Genomic DNA, 23,609 nt, shown 5'->3' on the forward strand with positions numbered 1-23,609 from the left:
ATATGAAACGTGAGGTTTTTTGAGTTTCTTATTTCAGTCCAACTGACATCATACAATCAATGAAGGCTCCCAATGAGCGAGCACTTGTTTGACAGGCCGGTTTTTGTCGAGAAAAGCAGCGATTTAGTGTTAGAAATTGTAGGCATTGAGGATGCCATCGACTTTCTTTTCGAATGGCCCGAAGAGGACCGCGACGTTATCTATCAGATGACGTGGAAGGCTTGCTGCGATGCCCATAACGGCTTGAAACCATCCAGCGTAGCAAGACACGCATTTGAAGGTTTCGTCAAAAGACGCAATATTCTTGAATCGCCCAAACTGGATATGTCTTGGATGGCCGCAAATGACGGGGATGCCAAAATCCCTGCGTAATCCCCCATTTGGTATAATGAACTAAACATATGGATCGGCCCATTCGCAATTCAATGCGAATTGAGAGGCCAGTTTGCATTGAAACAGCCCCGGCGTCTTTGGGATGAGGGCCGGGGCTTTATTCTGGAGATGCACTCCTTATCGGAGATGAAGGTTTTAATTTCAAATGGACAGTGCGCGGTATGTGATCAGTTGTCCTTCGATTGGTTTTTCTCAATCTGATACGAAAGCCAGCGGCAAAACATTCCAGGACTGCGTTGTAAAATGAAGTTCTGTTAAACTTAGACAGCATTTTCACGCGCCCAGTATCGAAGTTCGCGGCAGCACTCAATAAAGCCTGAGATTGAGTTTACCGTTTCAAGGAGAACGAGGCCGTCATCGGTATTTGGGGTAATCCCCACTTTTTTCAGAAGCGGCGTAGCTCCGGTGGTGAATCCAATGAACTTACAATGCGCAAAGGCATCCGCGACAAATTCACGAGAGGATGCTTCGGACTTCAGCGCGATGGCTGCCTCTTCCGTCAAAACTAATGCAACCGCGTCAAACAGCACAGACGGACCGCCATCAATCATGTGATCTGCAGCTATCCATTCACCAGCGGAGCTTTCAAAGCCTCCTACCATTGGCGCGATCAGTTCAACCGTCGCTCCTTCCTTGACTGCTGCGCCGTGGATTGCTTCGACAAACTCCATGTCGGTTCCCTTAGAGACGAGAATTCCGATCTTGCGTCCCTCGAAACTATGGAAACTATTTTGGATAATGCTCAATGCTGGAGAGGCGGACAAATCGTGACGAACCGGTACGACTGTTTCCGCTGGCTTTGGCATTTCGCGAATACCGAGATTGCCCGCCACTTCATTCGCCAACGCCAATTCGATATTCATAAGATGCGAAATCAGACGCTCTCGAATGGTTAGGGTTTCAACTTTCGATAGTTCAAAAGTCAATGCCTTGATGATATGCCGCTGCTCAACATCTGTCTGGCTTAAGTAGAACTGTCGCGCTTGACTATAGTGATCGTTAAAGCTCTCCGGGCGCAGGCGAACTTTTTTCCCGTCCTCATGGGCTGCGAATGAGCGGAAGCCGTGCTCCGGATCGGGGCGTGGTCCTTCCCCCCAGGAGTTGGGTTGATAATTTGCTCGGTTGACAGGATTGCGCATCGCCATATGGCCGTCCTGCTGCAAATGCGCGAAGGGGCATTTAGGTGCATTTATTGGCAACTGGGTAAAGTTTGGCCCGCCAAGCCGCTTGAGCTGTGTATCCAGATAGGAAAAATTACGGCCCTGAAGAAGGGGATCGTTCGAGAAATCGATACCTGGTGGTACGTTTTGCGTCATAAAGGCGACCTGTTCCGTTTCCGCAAAAAAATTATCAGGCATACGGTTGAGCACAAGCCTGCCGACAGGGATAGGTTCGAGAACTTCTTCAGGGATTAGCTTGGTAGGATCGAGCACGTCGAACTCAAAACTATCGGCAAACTCCTGGTCGAAGAGTTGGACACACAACTCCCACTCCGGAAAATTATCGGTCTGAATGGCGGTCCACAGGTCGCGCCGATGGAAGTCTGGATCGGCGCCATTGATTTTCACCGCCTCATTCCAGACCACCGACTGCGACCCGAGTTTAGGCTTCCATAGAAATTTGACAAATGTCGACTGGTTATCGGTATTCAACAAACGGAAGGTATGCACCCCAAACCCTTCCATAAACCGAAAGGAGCGCGGAATAGCCCGATCTGACATGATCCACATGACCATATGCATGGATTCGGGCGTCAGGCTAATGAAATCCCAAAAATTGTCATGAGCAGATTGCGCTTGAGGAAACCCGCGGTCAGGTTCTTCTTTGACAGCATGAATTATATCTGGAAAGCGTATCGCATCCTGGATAAAAAAAACGGGGATATTATTACCAACGAGATCCCAATTGCCTTCCTTTGTATAAAATTTTACTGCGAAACCTCGGACGTCGCGCGCAAGATCAAATGATCCTTTTGACCCAGCGACAGTGGAAAAGCGCACAAATACTGGCGTTTTCTCGCCTATTCGCTGGAATATATCGGCGCGCGTATAATCGGTTAGTGATTTTGTCGTTTCAAAATAACCATGCGCGCCATATCCTCTCGCGTGAACCACGCGTTCTGGAATGCGCTCATGGTCGAAATGAAAGATTTTCTCCCGAAAGTGGAAATCTTCCATGAGCGCCGGGCCGGCGCCGCCAATTTTAAGAGTATTCAAATCGTCCGATACCGGCGCACCTTGTGACGTTGTCATGACGGGGATATCGCCGGTTGCAAACTGGTGCATATCTCCCCCATCTCCCGAGACCAGCTTCTGGTCGTTCAAACAGACCGAATTTCTGTCGGGCGTTGTTTTCTTGCTTTCAGTCATCTCTCATCTCCCCATTGTTTCTTGTTCGAAAGCCGCTTCAACGCGGCATGAGTTCGAGTCCTAACAATGGGAGAGAGGGTTTGTTCCTAGAATTTATACCTGGGAGTGGCCTCTTTTGAACTCTTCAAAGAATACGTGAGAGCTGTTTATCAAGATCGAACGACAATCAGGATCAAGAACTATTTTCAGCCACCAACTTCGCCCGCTGTTTCGGGCGACTGGTGAATTTTGATCCACTCAGCCAGAACCGCCAATGTAGTTCCGTCGCTCTGCTGACGCCAACGCGGGGCCCACTCTTGACTAAGCATTTCTCCTCGCAGGGCAGAAGTACAAATGGGGGCGCATCAAGCGAAACACCATCCAGATTGCCGCAAATTCCCAACGCCTGAGCAAGTTTCGCCGGACCGGAACACAGTCGCGTCATGTCGGTTGTTCGGCGCCTTTCCTGCATCCGGTGGATGCCTTGTCGTGGTTCGATAGCGCGCAGAAGAACGGCGGAGGCATCAGCGCACACAACGTTCATACACCAATGTAAACCGTAAATCCGATAGACATAGGCCACGGCTGGTTCTCCGAACATAGAGGCATTTCTGCGATTGCGGCCAAGGAAACTATGAGATGCCGGGTCGGTTCTTAAATAAGCTTCGGTTTCTACGATCACGCCGCCAGTGTCTTCGACACAAAACGTCCAACCAATGAGCTCCGGCGCGACATCGAAAGCGGCTCGGTCAAAAAATTCGCTTAGGTTGTTAATACTGGTCATGAGGGGCACTTTCCGCCTCGCTGTCAATTTCATTATCGAAAATATAAGCGCTCGCCCATTTCCCGCTTCAATATAGATCTCCTTCGAGAAAAAAGTAACCAAAGCAATAAATTCTATACTCGGACGGCGCCACAGGATAATGACTATAAAAATTATATTCAGTTAAGTATTGTCAACAACCGGGATCGGAGATGCATTAGAACTTGCGGCATCGGAACTTTGCGGATGACGCCCTGCGAATTTCTTACGAGAGAGCAGCGCTGATAGTTCGACAATATAGTTATAGTCTCTCAATCCACTATCATACAAAAGCAGGATGGTTGACGCCAAATCCCGTCCCGAGTACGCATGATTAGTCTCTTCAAGAACAATCGACGCCAATGCATAACAACGCCGCATGAAGTCGACTTCAATCTGGCTGTAAATACGGCTCGCTTCGTGGAATAATGGCATATTTGCCTCCCATGAAAAGCGAGTATGCGCTCAATTCTCCGCTTGATGTAAATTGGTCTGCTAACGTACGAAGTTCAGTTTCTCTTTCCTGCAACCGCGCATGCCGATGAGGTTCAGAAACTCTCCACAACAGCTGTCTCAAGTATAAGATACGAGACATTGTGCATAAAAATTCGCGATCGGAATGGTCTGGAAAATTTTGCCGGTGATGCGTATGGCAAAGAGGAATATCGCCGTCTTTTTGAACTGAGCGATCATATCGATTAAGAGTCAACGCTGTTAAATCTGCTCATAAGGCGGGAATACTCTTTTTCTGGCCATCCATAAGCATCTTGCGCGTAAAGCTCCAGTCCTCGGCGGTTGCGAATGATGACCGCACCACGTACCGACCTGATGTGTCCCATTCCCTCAAGGATATGAAGTGAAGTCGTGACGCTGGGGCGGCGCACACCCAGCATAATAGATAAAAACTCATGCGTGAGAGCGATTTCGCTGCCAGATATTCGGTCGCCGCACATCAAGAGCCATCGCGCGAGCCGTTGAGGTACGTCATGGATTGCGTTCGATGCAGCTGTATAGGCCAGTTGAACTGAAAATGCTTCAATTGACCGGATCATTATGTTGGAGAAATTTCGACTTCGCGCCATCCAGTGGCGAAATCTATCATAAGGCATCTCAAATGCCTGTCCGGCAACCTGCATCAAGACATCATAAGAACTTGTTTCTACACCCGCAATCGCTGAGGTTGGAACGTAGCCGTCAAATCCGAAAACACCCGCTTCAGCGCGGTGTCCCTGTTCAGTCTGAATAATGACAGAACCGATCCCTGAGCATAGAAAGTAAACCTTGGTAATGTCCCCGCCCTTCTTCGCTAGCACTGTTTTGCAGGGAAGCTCGACAAATTTCGTTTCACGAATAATGGCCGCATAATCGTCCGGGGGAAGCAATGCCAGCAGTTTGTTGGGCATATCATTTTGCTTTGGAATTGACATTTGCTCACCTTGGTTGCTTCCCTACGAGGAAAACAACCCGACAAAGCCTTGGTTCCAATGGTTGGCAAAATTCGACGCGGGATACGGCATGCCCTCTTTGTCATTTATCAGAATAAGGCTCTGATTCAGTCAGATATCACTATCAGCTTGAATTCTTGTCGCCTAAGAGCTGATGTCGAGCCCTGTTTAGCCTGCTTTTAATTGTTCCTATGGTGCAGCCCGCCTCAATAGCCGCATCTTCATAGCTCAATCCATTCAAGATAACGAGCTTAATGACGTCTTGATGTTGTTGGGAAAGCCTAACAATAGAGCGTCCGACATCCTGCAATTCCATTGCCCACTCCTGCGACGGACCAATGGTAGGTCCTTCCCACTCCTGTACTGGAACCTCGCGCCGCGCTCTTCTGATTTTGCTGCAAAAAGTGTTCTTCATAATAGTGAACAGCCAAGACTTAAGCGTGCCAAAAGGGACGTATTTATCTTGGCTTCTGAGCGCTTTGAACAGTGTTTCCTGAACCAGGTCGTCCGCATCTGTGGGTTGCCGACACATTGTTTTCGCAAAACTATGAAGTGCTGGAAGAAGCTGCAACAATTCGGATTCGAAATCGTTATTGGTTGACATGATTTATCCTCCTGTCCGCCCATCCTATAAGGCTCTCGATGCCGCATTGGTTCCCAAACAAAAAAGCTTGGTACGGTATCGTACGAAGCTCTTACACATTGCTCACATTAAAGCGTTTGAACCGTCAGTATCAAACCGTACATCGATAACAGGCATGAGGAATTATTCTAGGACTTCAAAATATTCCCCGATACCGCAGCTCTTTTAATTGTATATTTATTTAAATCCGTCGTGGTGATGATATCATGAGACATATGGATAATCGTCAATACTTACAGCCTATTTTCGCAGGAGATCGTTCATGCCCGATCATGATGCCGCAACTCGAAAGGACGACCTTCGAACAGGCATTCCCTTCTGGATAAAAACACCCAATTCCACCGTTCAAGCAGAAACCTATCTTCCTCGTAGGGCTTTTGACGTAATAGTCGTCGGAGCAGGTATCTCCGGAGCACTGACGGCAGAAGCGTTGACGCGCAGGGGAAAAAGCGTGTTGATCGTTGATCGGCGCCCTCCGGCACGCGGCTCGACATCAGCGTCGACAGCAATGATCCAACATGAGATCGACGTCCCCCTGAGCCGACTAAGCCGGAAAATTGGTGAGAACGAAGCTAATGCTGCCTGGTTACGGTCAGCGCAGGCCGTCCGCGACCTGATTGATTTGTCCGGCGTACTCGGGCTCAATTGCCAAATGCGTGCAAAGTCAGCGCTTTACCTTGCTGGCGATGAGATGGGAGAGAAAGCGCTTGCCAATGAGGCCGCTGCGCGCAACAAAATTGGTATCAGCGCCAGTTATCTCAGTCACAAAGTCCTCGTAGAGCGCATTGGATTGAACCGCCCCGGCGCAATTTTGTCGAACATCTCTGCATCAGCTAATCCCGCGCAACTTACCGCTGGGTTGTTACACACGGTTCTAACCCGCAATGCCCAGATCGTTTCGCCCGTCGAGATTACGGATATGGCAGAGTTGCCTTCAGGCGTAGCCTTGGCAACTCGTCGAGGCGAAGTTCTGGTTGCTGAACATGCAGTATTTTGCACCGGCTACGAATATCTGCCTCAAATGGAGGCGAAATCGCACAGTATCACATCGACCTGGGCGTTGGCTTCAAAGCCCTTGCGAAACGCGCCACCTTGGTTACGAGATATGCTCGTCTGGGAAGCTGCAGATCCTTATCTTTATCTCAGAACCGATGAGTTTGGACGTATTATCGCCGGTGGCGAAGACGAACAGGCACAAAATAGCAATGAGGATTCGAAGAAACTCGCAGATAAAGCGGCAATCATCATTCGTAAGTTGGAAGACCTCATCGGAGTGACGATTGATAAGCCCGACTATGTCTGGTCAGCTCCATTCGGTGTCACCAAGGATGGCCTGCCGATCATCGACCGTGTTCCCGGATACAAGCGCATTTTTACCGCTCTGGGCTTCGGCGGCAACGGAATTACCTTCGCAATGATTGCAGCCCAAAATATCACAGCCGCCATATCGGGCGAGCCAGTTCCTGATGCAGAACTTTTCCGATATCGCTGAACCATAAATCAAGCGATGATACAGACTAGGAGCCATTCACATCTGGACCGATGGAAATTGAAGCCGGTTGCGCCTTACGTGTTGATTTGCTTGATTGTCCGCCAAGGATGGCCATGGAAGCACACCCTATTCGGGTAGCGCTTTTGGAAGTGAAATTGATATTTTGAGGGTATTCTCCACCCACAATCGATCAAAGTCTGCGTTCAAGGCCGACACCAGTGCCCTTTCCAGTCTTGTACCGAACCCCTCGCTGGATTGGTCATCATGATACTCATTACCTGTTTCAAGCCAATAAATGAAAATAGTGTCAGACGACTCTTGAATATCTATGGAAAGCTCGCGTTCAGAACTCGCTAATGCACCGTGCTTGGCAGCATTCGTCGTCAGCTCATGCAAAAGCAGCGAGAGATTTGTCAGCGACTTTCCTGTGACGGCAGGATCATGGCCCGTGATATGAAAATTGTTTTCACCATAAGGCTCTAGAATAGTATGTAACAATTTCTGCAACGGGACCGACGAGATCGTAACATCGGCATCATCCCATGTCGGCATCGTCAGTTCATGCGCCCTGGCAAGTGCGGCCAATCTCGCCTGAACCACCTCGCGAAACTCATCAACCTGCGTAGCCGATCTTGCGCTCAATGAGACGATTCCGTTTGCCAGAGCGAACAAATTTTTCACGCGATGACGCATTTCGCCCATATGGAGCTTTTGTTGGCTTTGAGCCTCCAAGCGCTCGCTGATGTCGCGTGCAATTTTTGATGCACCAATAACAACGCCGTTTGTGTTTCGAATAGGCGAAATCGTCAATGAAATATCGATTGGCGTACCATCTCTTCGCTTCCGAACTGTTTCGAAATGATCGACTCGGTTTCCCTTTCGAATTTCGCTTAAAATGGCTGGTTCTTCGTCAAGCCGATCTTCTGGTATCAAGATCGTGACCGGCTTTCCGATGACTTCCTCGGCATGATAACCGAATAGGCGCTCGGCACCTCTATTCCAGCTTCTAATAATGCCATTCAGATCCTTGCTAACGATGGCGTCATCTGAACCGTCAACAATTGCAGCGAGCCAATCCCGTAGATCGAGATCGGTTTCGCCGAGTTGTGGTTGCGAAGCAGGTTTTACCGACAACAAAATGCGATGTTTGGCGTAAGCCGAACCAAGTCGATCAGTGCCAATTTGGTCTTTATCTTTTTCCATCGTAGGCCGCCCATTCTAAAATCATCAAAGAATATTAATTGTTCAGAACACGATATCAATTCCTTAGATCCACGTAATGCGTGAAGTGCTTTCCCTTATTCAAATTCTGGATAATCGCCCGCCATACCTGTTCTTCGCCTAACAATGTGATGAACTGTTCACTGCCAAATATCGCCATATCGCGTGACGAGCGCCATAATGTGCTTCCATCGGTCTATAGTGGTACATTAAAGGACCAATTATTGACCGTCAGTACGAGCTGTTTTCTATTTGCAATGGTAATAGGGCGCCCGAGACAATCCACAGTCGAAATCATGCTTTCGTCTGGATTTCGACTGGTGGTCGACGGTGGAGCGGTTTCGGGCAACAGCAGCATGATTGTCGAGAATGCTGGCGGCGGCGGCGCGGTCACTGCGGGCAATGGCATTCTGGTGGTGGATGCCATCAACGGCGGCGTCACGACGCCGGGCGCCTTTTCCCTGGCCAGGCCAGTGGCCGCCGGACCGTACAAATACACATTGCATCGCGGCAGCGCTGGCGATCCTTATGCTTGGGCGCGCACCGTCGGCCGTCACGGCAAGCAAAGCTGCCATGAAAACCCCTAGAAGGGATTGGACTATGATCTGTTCGCGGTCCAGGGCGGCCTCGACATTTATCAGGTTGACCGGGCCGATAGCAGCAGCGATATGGCCGGCTTCTATGGCGCGATCGGTACCGGGCACGGCAACACTGAATTTTTCGGCAACGGGCTCGGCTCCAACAGTCTGAATGCCTTCACTTTCGGCGGCTATTGGACCCACTACGGCCCCCAAGGCTGGTATGTCGATGCTCTGTTGCAAGGCACCCGGTACAATATCGACGCCGATTCCAACCGTCCGTTCTCACTCTCGACCAACGGGACCGGGTTCGGCGCCTCGTTCGAAACGGGCTATCCGTTCCCGCTGGCCAGCGGCTGGATTATCGAGCCCCAGGCTCAGCTCAGCTATCAGAGCATCGCCCTCGACGACGCCAACGACGGCACCGCTACTATCAGCTTCTCGAATGTTGACAACCTGCTCGGTCGTGTCGGGGCACGTCTTGCTAAGAGCTGGGAGCTAGCGCCGGGCGAAGCGAATCCTCGGCTCATAACCGGGTGGCTGCGCGCCAGCTATACCTATCAGTTTCTGGAAAAGCCCAACACGATTTTCACCTCGGCCACGGGACCGGTGCCGTTCGAAGGCGACTTTTCCGGCTCCTCGGTGATCCTTAATGCAGGCTTGGACGCCGACCTGCGCGACGATGTCTCTTTCTACGCCAATGTGGACTACGAATACCAATTCGGCGACTTAGGCCAGTCGATCGGTTGTCAGATCGGACTTAAAGTCAAATGGTGAATCCGCTGCTGCCAAAAAAATTTGTTGGATAATTTACTCTCCTAAATCCGGTACAAGCAGCAGAGGTCCTACCGTGATGTTAGTATAGGCACTATCGCTAATTTTTCACCTGGCCGCGCTATGGCTTCTGGGCTGGAGATGGCCCCCTGTTCAGCTTTCGCTTCGAGTAGTCAAGACGGAATATTCCTCTGCAAGAAAGTCGAGAAGAGACCGAACAGAAGTGAACAGTCCGCGGCGCGAGGGAAATGCTGCATGAATAACGCCACTGCTGGGTATCCAGTCGGACAGTAGGTCAACCAACCGCCCTGCCTTCAAGTTGTCCTGAATAACCATTGTCGGAAACTGGCAAACACCTATTCCCTGAAGAGCGGCCAACCGCAACGCGACCATATCTTCGATGATCACCCGGGGGCTGATAGGACATTTCAGCCATAGCACCGATCGGTCCACGTACATTCCATTCAAAGTTGGTTTCAGACGCTCCCACAGGCGAGACCCATTTTGGTGGTAAATTTCATTCTAAGGCCTGGTGCGATTTATCGCTTGTAAATCCCAGTCTCAGGGCAGCAGCCCTCAGATCTGGATTGTTAGTACTAAGCGACAGCGCTTGCTCAGCAGTTGCGGCAGCTTGCTCCGTTCTTCCATTAAGCCAATAGGCTTCCATAAGCGCAAACAGTGCCTTATCAGATTGCGGTGATATGGACACAGCATTTTGTGCAAGCTTTAGGCTGCGAGCCAAATCGCTTGGCGTACCATTGCTCGTGCGGCCGAGAACACGTGAAAGGGCCGCCTTCGCATCGCTGTCTTGGGAATTGCGTTTCAACGTGTTTTCGAGGCAGCCAATGTAGTTGGAGAGATCGGCGGCCAGAGCCAAGGCTATTTCTACCTTCAGAACGCAGTCGTTTCCGAGGACGGTATGACTTGTCTTATTGACGAGCCGGGCATTGATAAGCCCATTTGATGCGGCGATATTCTGGGAAATTACAGAAGCAATCGTCATCCGTTCCTGATTAACCGATTGACTAGCCCCCATTGTCTTTTCGACGCCTGAGCCGACCAGAACATTGTCGGTTTTGTCCTCTACCTGCCACCCGAGGCTTTCGCTCTTATTTTCCATCCCATATCGCAAGTGAACGGTATATTGAGGTTTCTCCATCCAAGGTTTTTGGCCAGCGCTGCCCTCGTCGCGAATTGTCAGAGTACGAAAATTGACTAGCGCCATATAGACAAGGTCACGGAGCTTCGCCGCCGCTTCCAGCGAAGGAGGATTGTCCGCATGAAAAGCAATAGCGACGATCGGTTTAAACGTCATGACTTCCTGTCTTGTCAGAAAATAAAACAATGACAACACGATCACCGATGCAATAGCGCCGCTAGAGAGAACGAAAAGTGTCAAATGCTGCTTTTTTGGCGAAACGGTCTAACTGGAGACAGTTCCGGTATGGCAGGAGATGTCGCCAATGAAAAATCGCGGTCTTGCGGCGTCCGGCGGACAAATATCAGCCGATATTTTCCAATCGGAATGCGAATTTCCATCGACTGCTCGTGGCCATGTGCTTCGTAAAATTGCAAAAGAGCGGTACGCAGTCGGCCAACTTCAATTCGCGCAATTGGATCAGAAGTTGGATCGAAACTCTCTGGCCGCCCCAGCACATCGACAGCGATGGCATATCCCTTGACACCTTGCGTATCGCCCGGAGCATAAAGATCGGCCAAGTACCGAAGAATGGACTTACCGCGATCAGATAAGCGGAACCGCTCGTCGACTGTTAAATCGGCAACGGCCTCTTGTGCTTCCTCTATAGAAACTTCTTCAGCCTTGATTTCATTACTGCACTCAATCATAGATTCCTCAGTAATTCTGCGACGAAGACGAGCGACATCTAAAATCGAAATAGGAACAACGATGAGTTCGTCCAGGGCGCTAATACGGCAGGATTACAAGACGCCGTCCCTTATCTAACGCAGACGTGTTCCGCTCAGTTTGTCGAAAAGCAGCACTTTGTCGGTTTCTATATCCAGATGGACGGCCGTTCCAATTGACACCGGCGGGCCGCCTTGCACCACAACGTTCATCTCCTGCGCTCCAAGCTGAATGACGAGTTCCTGGTTTTCGCCCGTGGGCTCAACGAGCAGTACTTCGCCCTCCAAACCCTCATTGCGCAGGCGAATATGCTGTGGTCGAATGCCGTAAATAATCTCCTTGCCTCTAGGCATTGGTTTCGGAAGAGGCAAAGCGATCCCGTCCTCTGTGATCGCGTGGCCGCCTGCGACTTTCGCGTGAAGAAGGTTGATCTCCGGCGTTCCGATAAAACTAGCAACAAAAACATTGGCCGGATCGTTATAGAGGTCGAGCGGCGGACCAAACTGTTCTATCTTGCCAGCATTGAGGACAACGATCTTGTCTGCCATCGTCATGGCTTCTGTCTGGTCGTGCGTGACGTATACGGTTGTTTTGCCGAGGCGTTGGTGGAGCTTCTTGATCTCACTTCGCATCTTGACACGCAGCTTTGCGTCCAAGTTTGACAGAGGCTCGTCAAACAGAAAAGCCCTTGGAGCTCTGACAATCGCCCGTCCCATTGCCACTCGTTGGCGCTGTCCGCCCGAAAGTTCGCGCGGATAGCGATCTAGAAGTTTTTCCAAACCAAGAATCTGGGCGGCATTTTGTATACGGGTGGGTATTTCTTCTTTGGAAACGCCTGCAAGCTTCAGGGAGAAGCTCATATTATCTGCAACCCTCATATGCGGATAAAGCGCATAGCTCTGGAAAACCATCGCAATATCGCGCTCCTTCGCCCGCATGTCATTGACGACATTACCACCAATTCTGATCTCACCTGACGTTATGTCTTCCAGACCGGCGATCATCCGAAGCAGTGTGGACTTACCGCAACCGGAAGGTCCCACCAAGACCACGAACTCTCCATCTCCCATTTCGAGCGAAACGTCTGAAAGTACTGGGACATTTCCATAGCTCTTGCCCACACTTCTAAGTTCAATCTTTGTCATTCTTTCCTCCCAAAGCGCACGCCGAAACGTTTTGCTGCGCGTTATGCGACTTTGCCTACGACAGTGGATCCGAGGCGCTCACGCATCCTTGCGCGGGCGAGCTCCAGTTTCCTATCGGTTTGTTGAATCTCGAGAACGGTCTTGCAGAACGCATCAGCTTCAACCAAGAGTTCAAGCTTGTTGGTCTTATCCAGCAGCGTTGCTTCGTCAGTCGAGATAACCGCTTCGCCGTGCATCGCGCCCAATATTGCACCTGCCATAACGCCAATGGAATCCGTATCTCGTCCCGAGTTGATCCCGTCGTGGATCGTCGCGTAGAAATCCCCGTTGTTGACAACAGCAAACCCAAGAGCAAGCGGCAGTTCTTCAATCGCATTCATGCGAGAAGGACGATAGGCGTCACTGGCTCTTCCCGCCTTTTCGACAGTATGAACGACATCATCCCCCATTGGAGAATAGTTCGCGATAATGGAATGGAAGCATTTGACGACTTTGCTATAGTCGGCCCCTCTTAGCTTCTGGGCAGCTTCTACAATGTCTGTGATCGCCCTTTTTGTCCCATCTTTGGCAAGCTCCAGCGCAGCGATGACTACCGTATTGATCGTGCTGCCGGGGATAAATGCGGCGCCTATAGCTGCAGCAAGGACACCAGCCGCCTCCAAGCCGTAGCTTTGTTGATGGCCAGATGCGAAAGCGATCGCCTCGTCATAGGCGGCCCTTGGATCACAAGCATTCACCATTCCGATGGGCGCGATGTACATAGCAGCACCGCAATTGACCATATTGCCGATCCCGCCCTCACGTGGATCGCAATTGGCCAACTGGTGTCGCTGGAATATCCATTTCTCCGGATAGAAAAGCCGTTCGATCAACGGTGCGTCCCGCTGAAGTTCGGGCACCCAGCGCGGCTTCCAGGCAATCTCCCTCACCATCCCCTCGGCCATGTCCCAGGCATCGATATGGCGTTTCACATCGTTGTAGACGGACATCAGACATAAAGTCATCAACGTATCGTCTGTAACGATACCATTGCCCCTTACCCGCCATTTACGCGCAAATCCGTCTTCGTGCTTTTTGTGCCATTCAGTATTCAGTTCTGTTACCCGACCGTAACGCGCGCGGATTTGTTCCGCTGAGAGCTTTTCAACCGGAGCACCAATGGCATCGCCGTAGGCGATACCATAGAGTGACGCTCGAATTCGTCCCTGGAGCGAAAGAGGATCAATATCGTTTTTCATTTCAGTACAGTCCTCGCATATTCAGTTAAACGGTCGCCCCCAGCCACTTTCCATTCGGAAACGAACTGATCCCATTGATCCAATTTTGCTTGGCCGGAGATGAACTTATACATCCAGGCCTTGTAGATATTTTGTGAGGAATCGATATCTGCCGCATATTCCGCAGGCCAGATAAAGTCGTTATCAGGTTTGTAATCGCGGGATACATTGTCCAGAAACTGGGTAGCGGCCTCGCTCCTGAAACCGTCAGGCATTTTCCATGTCGATGATGCTATAAAGCGAACGTACCAAGTCGCCATTTTAGCTGTCGGCTTCAATGTGTCGCCGTCCTTGGTATATTGCTCGCCCTCAAAACCAAGACGCTCAAGCGCCTGCCCCTCTGGACTGGCCACAAAATCAAGAAACTTCACGACCTCTTCCTTGTGCTCAGACAGGGATGAAATCGCAAACCCGCGCGGTTCTTTAGAAACATCAACTGCAGCCAGTCCTTGCCCACCGGCCCCCTTTGGAGGCGACAACAACGCCAACGATGGATTTGCATCAGGATTGACCTGCCGCATCTTGCCACTATAGACATCCACGTTTTCGGCAGATGAAGAGAACACTACTCCAACCCGGCCTGAATAGAATTTGTCTTCCCTCGTATCCCACTTTGTCGTGATATATTCCGGGTCAAGTAGGCCTTGTTCTCGAAGCGAGGAATAGTAGGCGATCTTGGTCCTTTGCTGTTCTGAAATCAGCGATGAAATCCAGTTGCCATCGCCATCTTTGAGCCAGCTCGCGCTAATGCCAAAAGCCTGATTGAATATGGAATCGGCTTCATTCATATTTCCCGGAACGGTCATTCCATAAGTATGGTCACTGCCAACCCCGCCAAAGTTGCCTTTTTTGATAGCCTTGAAAAGATTGGTGTAGTCTTCGACAGTGTGCGGCTTCGACAACCCTGTTTTGCTCAACCAGTCTGCCCGCATGACGGGCTGTGAAACCCGAGGGGGAAATACATAAAGCAGATAGGGATAATTTTGGAGCCTTGCTTTATTATGCGGATAAAGCGCATCCTTCAGATATGTGGTTTTCGGTAGCCATGTATTCCAGTCTTCAAGGATGCCCTGTTCGGACATGGCCTGATCGCCACCTTGAAAGTAAATCAAATCGGGAATATCGCCGGATAGAAGCATCGCACCAAGCTTGTCTGCATATCCAGACGCGGGCAGATTAACGATTTCGATCTTGATATCCGTTCCCTTTGCCCTCAGTGCGTTCTCATAGATTTGCATGAGTTTGACATCGTCAGGATTCGTATTGAGCAAGTCTTTGGCCACGACGCGAATTGTGACTGGGTCTGCCGAAGCGGGCATCGAGACTCCGCTCAACAGCGCGGCAGCGCCAACGGTGCATATAAAGTTTCGTTTAAGCACGAGGTCTCCTCCTATTGCTTGTCTAGCTTCAACCTTTGAGAGCGCCGCTCATGGTGCCTTTGGTGAAGAATTTCAGGATCAATGGGTAAACAGCCAGGATAGGAACGATTGTCAGCAGGATCATGCCCGCGCTCAGCGCTCTTATGTTGATCTGGCTAGCTCCGGTATAATTGGCCGAGTTCTCGAGACCAACCATGGCGATCTTGTCGCCTTCGACAACGAATTGGCGAAGAACCACCTGTAACGGCCATTTTGACTGATCGTTGAGATAGATCATCGGGCGGAAGAAGTCGTTCCAATGAAACACGAAGTAGAAAAGCGCGATCGTCGCCAGCGCAGATTTCGAGACCGGAAGTGCGATGTGCCAGAATATTTGGAAGGGGTTCGCGCCATCAAGTTCTGCTGCTTCTAAAACTTCGCTCGGTACTTCCTCGAAAAAGCGGATCAGAATGATGAGATACCACGCATTGACCAGCTTGAAGAGGATGACGGACCAATAGCTGTCGATAAGCCCCAGCCGCTTGTTCAGGAAATAGTCCGGTATTATCCCAGGATCGAAAACGATTGTAACGAGGACGAAGACGAGGATCGCGCGTCGTCCGGGCAGCCCAGGACGGGATAAGGCCCATGCCATCAGCGCGGTAAAGCAAACACCGAGTGCCGTACTGGTGAGAGTGATGAATATAGAATTCAGGATTCCGCGCTGAACAGCCGGATTTGTTACCAGAAGCTTCCATACTTCCAGAGAAAAGCCATTCGGGATGATCGCCAGTCCGCTCATCCCCGCTACCTGTGACGGGCTTGAAAGCGATACCGCCAGAAGATTCAGCAAAGGCTGAACCATGACGACAACCATCAGCAGCAGCGTGGACAGGATGATCGTATATTCCATCCGTTCCAGCGGCGATCTGCGAAGCTTGTTCGTTGCCATTACCAAACTCCCTTCCCGGTCAGTTTCTTGGAAAGAAGATGCGCGCCGGTGATCAGCAGCATGCCGAGGCCAGCTTTGAACAGTCCGGCGGCTGTCGCCAGAGAATATTGACCCGTCTGCAAACCAATCCGGTACACATAGGTGTCGAGGATATCGATCTTGCTGCGCACGATGTCGTTCGTGAAGTTGATGACCTGATTGAGGTCAGCATTGAGGAACATCCCGGCATTCAAAATGAACAGCGTTGCGATTGTTGGAACGATACCCGGAATTGTTACATAGAGAATCTTCTGCCACCGGTTCGCGCCATCTATTTCTGCCGCTTGATACAACTCCTGATCAATGGCCATGATTGCAGCAAGGTAAAGAAGACTATCCCACCCAGCCGAACGCCATATTTCCGAGAAAACCAGAACCCATCGGATCGTTCTCGTCTCGGTCATGAACGACACCGGCTGCAGTCCGAAGAAGCCGGTTACCTCATTCACCGCACCGGTGCTGGGTGAAAGGATAGCGACAAAAATACCTGCGATTACCACCCAGGACAGAAAATGCGGCAGATAGATCGCTGATTGTATGAATTTACGTGTTTTCCCGCTCTGCACTTCGTTCAGCAAAAGCGCGACAATAATCGGTACAGGAAAAACGAACGCGATCTTCATAGCAGATATGATCAGCGTGTTGGCCAGTACCTGCCAGAATATGAGTGACGAAAACAGAAGCTCAAAATGCTTCAACCCGACCCAAATGTTTGGAGGAATAATACGCAATTGCTCAAAAGCAATCTTTGCTTCCCAGATCGGCATAAAGTGGAAAATGAAAAAGAACACGACCGCTGGCGTCATCATGACGTAGTAAAGCCACCAGTTGCGCAGCACTCTGTTCCTTTTGGGAACGTTCCCAATTTCATCGCCGATTGCTGGCGACATTACTCCCTCAACCATAGCTTCCATACCTCCCTACGCCACCTGACCGGCGGTTTGCGCCGTGACATTGGCAACAGATCCGCGCTCTATGACATGGCACGGTACATAAATACGTTGATGATTGGATCGACCCGCTATCTCCTCGAGCAGGCTAACAACAGCCGTCGAACCAATTCGCCGCCCATCCTTCTTTACCGTTGTCAGGGCCGGCCACGAGAACGCCCCGGATGGAATTCCGTCAAAGCCTAGAACTGAGACATCCTCCGGGCAAGAAAGGCCAGCTTCCCTGATCGCCAGAATAGCGCCTAGAGCCATCAGATCATTAGCGCAAAAAACCGCCAGGTGCTTCCGCCCCGCAGTCATCTTCAGCAAATTTCGTATCGCCGATGCTCCACCATCGACGGTGTAATCACCATCTTCCGTCTTCAGCACAGACGGATCCACATCGCGTTCTATGCAATGGTCATGAACAGCCCGCAAGAAGCGTGCGCGCGCCAAACGGGAGCGAGGACCGAGAAGCAACGCTGGCTCCCTATGTCCGTGCTCTAGCAGCATGTCCAATCCGAGATGAACCCCTTGTGCAATATCGGAACCAACACTTGAAGTATCGGGAAACCGTTCGGCGCTCGAACCAATCAAGACAAATGGCAAGCCAAAGCGATCAAGATCATCGAGATTATCTGCGACAGGATTGATGATTGCACCGTCGACACGGGCCCGTCGCAACGCCTGAAAATGCGACGCTTCCTTGGCTGCATCCCAGTCCGAGGAGAACACCAAGAGCGACATTCCCTGTTGCGCCGCACGATCCTGTGCGCCCCGGGCGACCTCAGCCCAGAATGGATTGGCAATATCCGGGATAACCAAACCCAGTAATCCACTGCGCCCCGAACGCATTCCAACCGCCAGATGATTGCGTTCATACCCTGTTGCAATAACGGCTGCCCGAACCAGTTCGGCCGCCTCACTAGAAATATTGGGAGAACCAGCCAATACGCGCGCCACGGTGCTCTTGGACACACCAGCTTTTTTCGCGACGTCCACAATCGTCGCTCTACGATTTGAATCGCTTCCCAATTTTAATTCCCCCCTGATCGGTGAGACTTTCACCAACCGATTGACGTGGGAACGTTACCACTACATTATTACGCGGGCAACACTAATTTTTGAAACTGCCGCTGGCACGAAAACGGAGACCGTCTGCACATGATTACCGTCATTGGCTCTATCAATATCGATCTGGTGGCGAAGGCGTCCCGCTTGCCACAGACAGGCGAAACGGTCGCCGGTAAAACTTTCTCGATCGATGCGGGTGGAAAAGGCGCCAATCAGGCGCTCGCAGCGAGGCGCGCCGGCACGGATGTGCAGTTTATCGGCGCGGTCGGACAGGATAACTTTTCCAGCTCCGCCTTGGTTTTATTACGTGAAGAGAATGTAGACTTATCCTCAGTCAAGTCTGTCAACGAACCGACTGGCACAGCATTAATCAGCGTCAATGATGAAGGCGAAAACGCTATTATCGTAATTGCCGGTGCAAACAATACGATAACCAAAGAAGATGCCGCGACTGCAATCAGCGCAATGCATCAGAGCGACGTGCTCATGCTGCAACTCGAGATCCCAGCAAATGTGGTGGAATTCTCTCTTAATATAGCCCGTCAGAAAGGTGTGAGGTCGATTTTGAATATCGCCCCCTTCTTGCCAGATGCTTCACGTCTTTCGGGGCTTGCTGACATCATCATCGCCAACGAAACAGAATTCCAGCTGCTCGCAGCAGATATTGCGCTACCAGCGGACAATCTTGAAACGGCATTGGCCGACTTGCATCAGAGATCGGGCCAAAGTTTTGTCGTGACATTGGGTGCGGATGGCGTAATCGCAGTACATAATGGGCACATCTACTCGTCAAATGGGCTGACCATCAAACCCGTCGATACAGTCGGCGCCGGAGACACATTCTGCGGCTATTTTGCTGCTTCCATTGCTGCCAATGTACCGTTTCCCGAAGCACTGCAACGGGCGGCTATCGCTGGCTCCTTGGCATGCACCAAAACTGGCGCTCAGGAAGCCATTCCTAATGCGAAAGAGGTTGAGACATTGATGATAGAGCATTTAGACACTTTACAAGCCCAAAATTAGTCTCGATATGCGCTAGGCGGCGTGGACATAGTTGACCTTCCCGACCACATAGTGATCCTGATTAATCACCTGAAGGGACATGAAACGCCCTTCCGCCTCAGGAAGCGTGATTGTCGCGGGACCGGCATCGAGATCGAAGATCGCCGCCGAGTAAAGCGTGTCTCTGTTTGCCCGCACGACCGTCTGCTTGTCGATCGGCATGGCTTCCCGATAGTGGAAAAACCGCCCGACGCTTCCCGCTTGTTTGGCGGCAACCGCCATGTAGGTGTCGGATTCAGCGCGAACGACGTTATCGGCGGTCACCTTCACCTGTTCTTCTGCCAAAGCAGCCATTTGGCTGATCAGCATAATAGACCCGGCTACGGCTACGATACGAGGAAATGTAGTGACAGTCATTTTTCTCTCCAATCGTCATCTATGGAACAGTGACAAGGTCCGAAAGCACCCAGGACTTTTCGAAGAACCGCTTTTCCGGACCATAGAGCCGAAACAGAACTTCGAAATGTGAACCAGGCTTCGTCGGGATCCAGTTGCTCTCCTGCCCCTGTGGTGCGGTCGGTCCGAAGTAGACGTCTACTGCACCATCAGCGTTGACTTTAATTTCAGGACTGTTCGACGAGCGGCTGAATCGGCTCACCTCGCGGATAAAGGCATGAGTGTTACTGTCATAGACGGTAGCGGACCAGTATTGCGTGACCGGGGCCTGAGGCGGCACCGTGAACCTGTATGTCTTACTGCCTTCCAGTGCCGCACCGTCTCCGTCAGTCATCGTCAAAAGATAAAACTGACCGGCGCCGAGATGTTTGATGCCGACATACCCCATTGAATAAGTGACCGCGGTTGCGTCGGTTGGGTAGATATCCTTATGCGCAAAGTTGTCGGAGTGCCCTTGGATTACATCCGGCACTGCCGGAACAAACCACTTGGCTCCGCTGTAATATGGCTCGAAAATAACAGTTCGCTGATGCTCGAGCCATTCATGTGCTTCCTCGGCACCCTTTACTAGCGTTGCGACAGTATCTGCGTCAGGCCGAAACTGCTTTCCCTTCTCAATGCCAAGCGACCTTACAATATCTATCATTGCCCGGTCGCGTTCGAGCCACGGCTCGGACTGAATGACGCGGTCGAGAGATTGGAAATAATTCAGATCATAAGGGATTGTTGCATCGAACAGCGTATCGATGACGTCCACATACTTCGTTTCCTCTGGTCGCGCTGCGGACGCGAGCGGATAGAGTTTGACCCGTTTGCCGTAAGCCACGGCCTTGGCGACATCCGCGTCGCTGCCGGACTTCGGCGTTGAGCGGATAAGGGCATAGCCAGCATAAGTATCCGACCTAAGCGGTATGTAGCCTTTGGGGACCTTCTTGGAATAGCCGGGCGGTAAAATGAGGTATTTTCCGCCCTTGCCTTTGTCAGCTCCCGATGGGCCTGCGTCCTCGAGAGCGACCTGCCACAGATTGTCGATGTTGGCAGTGAGTGATCCTGTATCCGCCGGTGGAATTTCAAGGATGATCGGTCCCGCCTTGCTCGTGTCGAAGAACGGCATCAGATAAACTGTGTCGGGATTAGGTGTCAGTGTCTGGTTCTTCCAGGAAGGTAGACGAGACCAATAGGCGATTTGGTTCGGACCGCCGCCAGCCTTCTGAAATGCCTGCAGCATGAGGTCGGCATTGACGGCGGGCATTGCCCAGATAACCACCTCCGCAGCGCGCCGCTCCGCGCTTCGGCGCGCGATGTCATCCATCGAAAACGCATCATGATTGCTACCCAAGAGCATGGTCATCGCAATCACAAGGACATGTGCTTTCATAGCTCTCTCCAGACAAAATGCGATGAGAGAGTTTGGAATTGAGCGGGAAAGGACGCAAGTACGCAACGGTAAATGGCATTCAATAACAGTAGCGCTTTCGCTGCGGTTTGGTCGGTCGACCGGCATCCTGATAAATTCTGCTGTGATAATCAGGCCTCGAGCGAGAACGCGCCTTTAACCAGTCATCCAAAGTCAGTCTAAGCCCATCGGCAAACTGAATCAGAACAGCGGCATAGCGTCAAAATCATAACCGAATGTCTTGGGTGCCAGCGTGTTGCTGTAGCCGAGGCCTAGCCAGTCAAAAACGCTCGTGATCCGCCAGACCGCCATCAAGAGACGAAACTAAAATGATGGCACGGAATCCCATGCGGCATGATCAGAAATCGTGCCCCCTGCCTAGATCGCTAAGGAAACGCGTGCGGTCGCCGATCCTGACAACGCGATGTCTTACAGCGTGAATTCGCACATGGGCATCTCCATCAACGAACGAGGACCCAACTGATTCGGTAGTGGCGATTCCCCTGCCTTCGCCGGTCCTGACATATCGTTGCGATAATCTGCTCACGACCCGACGTCGCCATTTCGAACGGCTTGCCCCGTGTTGTTCTTTTGGCGAGTAATTAGCCACACCGGCATTAGAATGCTGATCGTCGGGGGCCTATAGCGCAATTCTGGTTTGGCAGGGCACTTCCGGCGGGTCCGACCGGAATTTCGTAATTGGAGCAAATTTGGTGGGACAGACTGATCCGACATTGCGAAAGATTCTGACCGTAAGTTAGGAACAGGCTCGACCCGTCCTTTATAAGCGAAGGTAGCACCAATTCCAGATTGCCAGTCAAGAGAGACACGGAAAGAAATAGTCCTGCGATCACAGTTAATATCAGTGCTTCATACCATTGCTGGAATGCTCGTTCGACGTTCACAGGTCCTGCTCAACCAATTTTATATTGTGCCGTTAAGATCGCCAATTCGCTCATTGTAAGGATCACAGTATATCGATACTGGGATGAACCACGGTCTCGACCATGAATGGCGCATGCAACGAAGCTGATCTGCAGCCCTCCGTCAGCTGTAGTTTCTGTATGAGATTCTTTGAGCGCTTCGTTATAAATTGTAGCTGTATCTGCGCATTCACGCCTTGCGGCTCCGGCTTTGACAATCATTACATTCCCCTTAGTTACTGTTTCCCGGAGCAATTGATAGTTATTTGAACTGCTTCCGAACGTTGCTATTTCGCTTCGCACTTTTATCAAACAACCAGAAGCGATGGTGGTTTCATTCTGTTTTGAGATGCCCGGTGAAAAAGGAGCCTGTAGGATCGATGGGCAGTCGGCACGCGTTTCCCATTCATAAACAGGCCACACCCCAGCCCTCCGCTTCTGGGGATCGGCAAAATGTTCTGTTCAACGAAACTGGGCTCTGCGCTCTTGGAATGCCGCCTTTAATTGCCTAATCGTTACTTTCGCCGAACAGCCGGATGAGCCCTTTTTGCGCTTAACCCGATGAGCTAATCCAGGGTTGAGCCTTTCAGAGCACCCTCCGGCTGTCTTGTGGCGTCAACTCGCGTCTCACGATTATTTCCGAACTGAGTAAAGAATCCGAATGACTCAAGAAAGTGCGCAGCACAGGAAAGCCTACCGGGCCCAAAGGACCATAGCAAGCAATGGAAGACTTCACCCATCCTCATTGTTGCAGCAGCATTGCTGAAGTAATGTAGACTTGCCTACAGTAGCTGCTTTCGGTAAGTATATTATGGGTCTTTATACCAGTAATAGCAAGAAAACGTGGCCAGCCTTAATCGAAAGTTGATAGTCATGACCCGAAGGAGTTTTGAACCGTCCATGAGCCACTACAGATTACCTTATGGTCTTGTATTCATGCATTTTCTCAATTTCGCGAATGAATTGCTCCGCAAATTGAGCTGTATCAATGTAGTCGTGCTCGTTCATTCCAAGATTGTGGTGACGCGTAAACACTGCCTTCAGTCGATCCAGAAACTTGGGCTCTGTCTCAGCCAGATGGCCGATAAGGACCTGAAGTATCTGTTCATGGGCCAGAACCTTACGTTCTAATGAGCTTGTATCATTCCTCAATGGATTTACTCCCGGTCGACGCGTGGCGTGCAGTGCGAGAGCGGGAAAAGCCTCCGCACGCGCGACGAAGGATGTTTGCAAGCCTCGTCCAATCCCGGGAGGGCGCACTCATTTGTCGATGAGCATTTTTAAGGTCACCCGTACTGGCTGCCTGATCCTCTTCATGGCGCGGACGCACAGGGTGATGGTGTTCTGGCGATGTGGATGGACGCTCCTCTTTCATTTCAGCCTCCTGTTATTGCACAATTGCACTCGCTCTAAAACGCTTTAGCAAGCGCAGTGCTATACCCTGCGGCGAGCGCAGCGCTCGGCGGCCCCTCCCAACGGCTTGGCCTGGCCTGAT

At 51.0% G+C, this 23,609-nt stretch carries 24 protein-coding genes; 6 read left to right on the forward strand and 18 right to left on the reverse strand.

All coding sequences use genetic code 11. From position 1 onward, the window contains the following. Positions 1-72: 72 nt before the first annotated feature. Complete coding sequence (locus FHW03_RS20540; RefSeq protein ID WP_182522315.1) at positions 73-372, forward strand: DUF982 domain-containing protein; 300 nt, start codon at positions 73-75, stop codon at positions 370-372. A gap of 281 nt (positions 373-653) precedes the next feature. Here FHW03_RS20540 and FHW03_RS20545 read toward each other — a convergent pair whose 3' ends face one another. From FHW03_RS20545 to FHW03_RS20565, 5 genes are all read right to left on the reverse strand, one after another. Then, entirely contained in the window at positions 654-2,762 is a 2,109-nt protein-coding gene (locus FHW03_RS20545) for a catalase (RefSeq protein WP_182522316.1), read from the reverse strand. 172 nt (positions 2,763-2,934) lie between these two features. Next, on the reverse strand, positions 2,935-3,525 hold the full coding sequence (locus tag FHW03_RS20550; protein WP_182522317.1) for a DNA-3-methyladenine glycosylase: 591 nt from the start codon (positions 3,523-3,525) through the stop codon (positions 2,935-2,937). Positions 3,526-3,687: 162 nt separating this feature from the next. Next, positions 3,688-3,978, reverse strand: a complete 291-nt coding sequence (locus FHW03_RS20555) for a hypothetical protein (RefSeq protein ID WP_182522318.1) — start codon at positions 3,976-3,978, stop codon at positions 3,688-3,690. Between the two features lie 263 nt (positions 3,979-4,241). Then, on the reverse strand, positions 4,242-4,970 hold the full coding sequence (locus FHW03_RS20560; RefSeq protein ID WP_182522319.1) for a Crp/Fnr family transcriptional regulator: 729 nt from the start codon (positions 4,968-4,970) through the stop codon (positions 4,242-4,244). Positions 4,971-5,112: 142 nt separating this feature from the next. Further along, positions 5,113-5,592, reverse strand: coding sequence for a sigma-70 family RNA polymerase sigma factor (locus FHW03_RS20565; protein ID WP_182522320.1), 480 nt, complete (start codon positions 5,590-5,592; stop codon positions 5,113-5,115). Positions 5,593-5,893: 301 nt separating this feature from the next. On the opposite strand from FHW03_RS20565, the gene FHW03_RS20570 reads away from it, so the two are divergent. Continuing rightward, positions 5,894-7,123: an FAD-binding oxidoreductase gene (locus FHW03_RS20570; RefSeq protein ID WP_182522321.1), complete on the forward strand. Its 1,230-nt coding sequence runs from the start codon at positions 5,894-5,896 to the stop codon at positions 7,121-7,123. A gap of 126 nt (positions 7,124-7,249) precedes the next feature. Here the strand turns inward: FHW03_RS20570 and FHW03_RS20575 are convergent, their stop codons facing one another. After that, positions 7,250-8,326, reverse strand: a complete 1,077-nt coding sequence (locus FHW03_RS20575) for a PAS domain S-box protein (protein WP_182522322.1) — start codon at positions 8,324-8,326, stop codon at positions 7,250-7,252. Between the two features lie 338 nt (positions 8,327-8,664). Here FHW03_RS20575 and FHW03_RS20580 point away from each other — a divergent pair, with 338 nt between their 5' ends. Next, positions 8,665-8,931, forward strand: coding sequence for an autotransporter outer membrane beta-barrel domain-containing protein (locus tag FHW03_RS20580; protein ID WP_182522323.1), 267 nt, complete (start codon positions 8,665-8,667; stop codon positions 8,929-8,931). Between the two features lie 6 nt (positions 8,932-8,937). Further along, complete coding sequence (locus FHW03_RS20585) at positions 8,938-9,699, forward strand: autotransporter outer membrane beta-barrel domain-containing protein (RefSeq protein ID WP_182522324.1); 762 nt, start codon at positions 8,938-8,940, stop codon at positions 9,697-9,699. A gap of 150 nt (positions 9,700-9,849) precedes the next feature. Here the strand turns inward: FHW03_RS20585 and FHW03_RS20590 are convergent, their stop codons facing one another. The 9 genes from FHW03_RS20590 to FHW03_RS20630 form a co-directional block, all read right to left on the reverse strand. Further along, positions 9,850-10,155 carry a LysR substrate-binding domain-containing protein gene (locus tag FHW03_RS20590; protein ID WP_377515362.1) on the reverse strand — a complete coding sequence of 102 codons (306 nt, stop codon included), beginning with the start codon at positions 10,153-10,155 and terminating at the stop codon, positions 9,850-9,852. 58 nt (positions 10,156-10,213) lie between these two features. After that, positions 10,214-11,095 carry a tetratricopeptide repeat protein gene (locus tag FHW03_RS20595; RefSeq protein WP_182522325.1) on the reverse strand — a complete coding sequence of 294 codons (882 nt, stop codon included), beginning with the start codon at positions 11,093-11,095 and terminating at the stop codon, positions 10,214-10,216. Further along, entirely contained in the window at positions 11,092-11,544 is a 453-nt protein-coding gene (locus FHW03_RS20600; protein ID WP_182522326.1) for a hypothetical protein, read from the reverse strand. Before FHW03_RS20600 ends, FHW03_RS20595 begins: the two co-directional genes overlap by 4 nt. Positions 11,545-11,658: 114 nt before the next feature. Continuing rightward, positions 11,659-12,708 (reverse strand): sn-glycerol-3-phosphate ABC transporter ATP-binding protein UgpC, encoded by a 1,050-nt coding sequence (locus tag FHW03_RS20605; RefSeq protein ID WP_182522327.1) that lies wholly within the window; start codon positions 12,706-12,708, stop codon positions 11,659-11,661. Positions 12,709-12,749: 41 nt separating this feature from the next. Further along, a complete protein-coding gene (locus FHW03_RS20610; RefSeq protein WP_182522328.1) occupies positions 12,750-13,946 on the reverse strand; it encodes an ADP-ribosylglycohydrolase family protein in 1,197 nt (398 codons plus the stop codon). Next, positions 13,943-15,364: an extracellular solute-binding protein gene (locus tag FHW03_RS20615; protein WP_377515336.1), complete on the reverse strand. Its 1,422-nt coding sequence runs from the start codon at positions 15,362-15,364 to the stop codon at positions 13,943-13,945. The genes FHW03_RS20610 and FHW03_RS20615 overlap by 4 nt, the downstream gene beginning before the upstream one ends. 28 nt (positions 15,365-15,392) lie before the next feature. Beyond that, positions 15,393-16,295 (reverse strand): carbohydrate ABC transporter permease, encoded by a 903-nt coding sequence (locus FHW03_RS20620; RefSeq protein WP_182522329.1) that lies wholly within the window; start codon positions 16,293-16,295, stop codon positions 15,393-15,395. Continuing rightward, a complete protein-coding gene (locus tag FHW03_RS20625; protein WP_182522330.1) occupies positions 16,295-17,248 on the reverse strand; it encodes an ABC transporter permease subunit in 954 nt (317 codons plus the stop codon). Before FHW03_RS20625 ends, FHW03_RS20620 begins: the two co-directional genes overlap by 1 nt. A 6-nt stretch (positions 17,249-17,254) precedes the next feature. Further along, positions 17,255-18,298 (reverse strand): LacI family DNA-binding transcriptional regulator, encoded by a 1,044-nt coding sequence (locus tag FHW03_RS20630; RefSeq protein ID WP_182522331.1) that lies wholly within the window; start codon positions 18,296-18,298, stop codon positions 17,255-17,257. A gap of 129 nt (positions 18,299-18,427) precedes the next feature. On the opposite strand from FHW03_RS20630, the gene FHW03_RS20635 reads away from it, so the two are divergent. Continuing rightward, positions 18,428-19,360 (forward strand): ribokinase, encoded by a 933-nt coding sequence (locus FHW03_RS20635; RefSeq protein ID WP_182522332.1) that lies wholly within the window; start codon positions 18,428-18,430, stop codon positions 19,358-19,360. A gap of 12 nt (positions 19,361-19,372) precedes the next feature. Here the strand turns inward: FHW03_RS20635 and FHW03_RS20640 are convergent, their stop codons facing one another. The 3 genes from FHW03_RS20640 to FHW03_RS20650 form a co-directional block, all read right to left on the reverse strand. Continuing rightward, positions 19,373-19,756, reverse strand: a complete 384-nt coding sequence (locus FHW03_RS20640; protein ID WP_210277352.1) for a DUF1254 domain-containing protein — start codon at positions 19,754-19,756, stop codon at positions 19,373-19,375. A gap of 19 nt (positions 19,757-19,775) precedes the next feature. Then, positions 19,776-21,173 carry a DUF1254 domain-containing protein gene (locus FHW03_RS20645; RefSeq protein WP_182522333.1) on the reverse strand — a complete coding sequence of 466 codons (1,398 nt, stop codon included), beginning with the start codon at positions 21,171-21,173 and terminating at the stop codon, positions 19,776-19,778. A 932-nt stretch (positions 21,174-22,105) separates the two neighbouring features. Next, the gene (locus FHW03_RS20650) at positions 22,106-22,537 is read right to left on the reverse strand and encodes a hypothetical protein (RefSeq protein ID WP_182522334.1); all 432 of its coding nucleotides are present in this window, start codon (positions 22,535-22,537) and stop codon (positions 22,106-22,108) included. A 477-nt stretch (positions 22,538-23,014) separates the two neighbouring features. On the opposite strand from FHW03_RS20650, the gene FHW03_RS20655 reads away from it, so the two are divergent. Further along, the gene (locus FHW03_RS20655; RefSeq protein ID WP_182522335.1) at positions 23,015-23,245 is read left to right on the forward strand and encodes a hypothetical protein; all 231 of its coding nucleotides are present in this window, start codon (positions 23,015-23,017) and stop codon (positions 23,243-23,245) included. Positions 23,246-23,609: the final 364 nt, after the last annotated feature.

Source organism: Ochrobactrum sp. RH2CCR150, assembly GCA_014138095.1.
Taxonomy (GTDB): Bacteria; Pseudomonadota; Alphaproteobacteria; order Rhizobiales; family Rhizobiaceae; genus Brucella; species Brucella gambitense.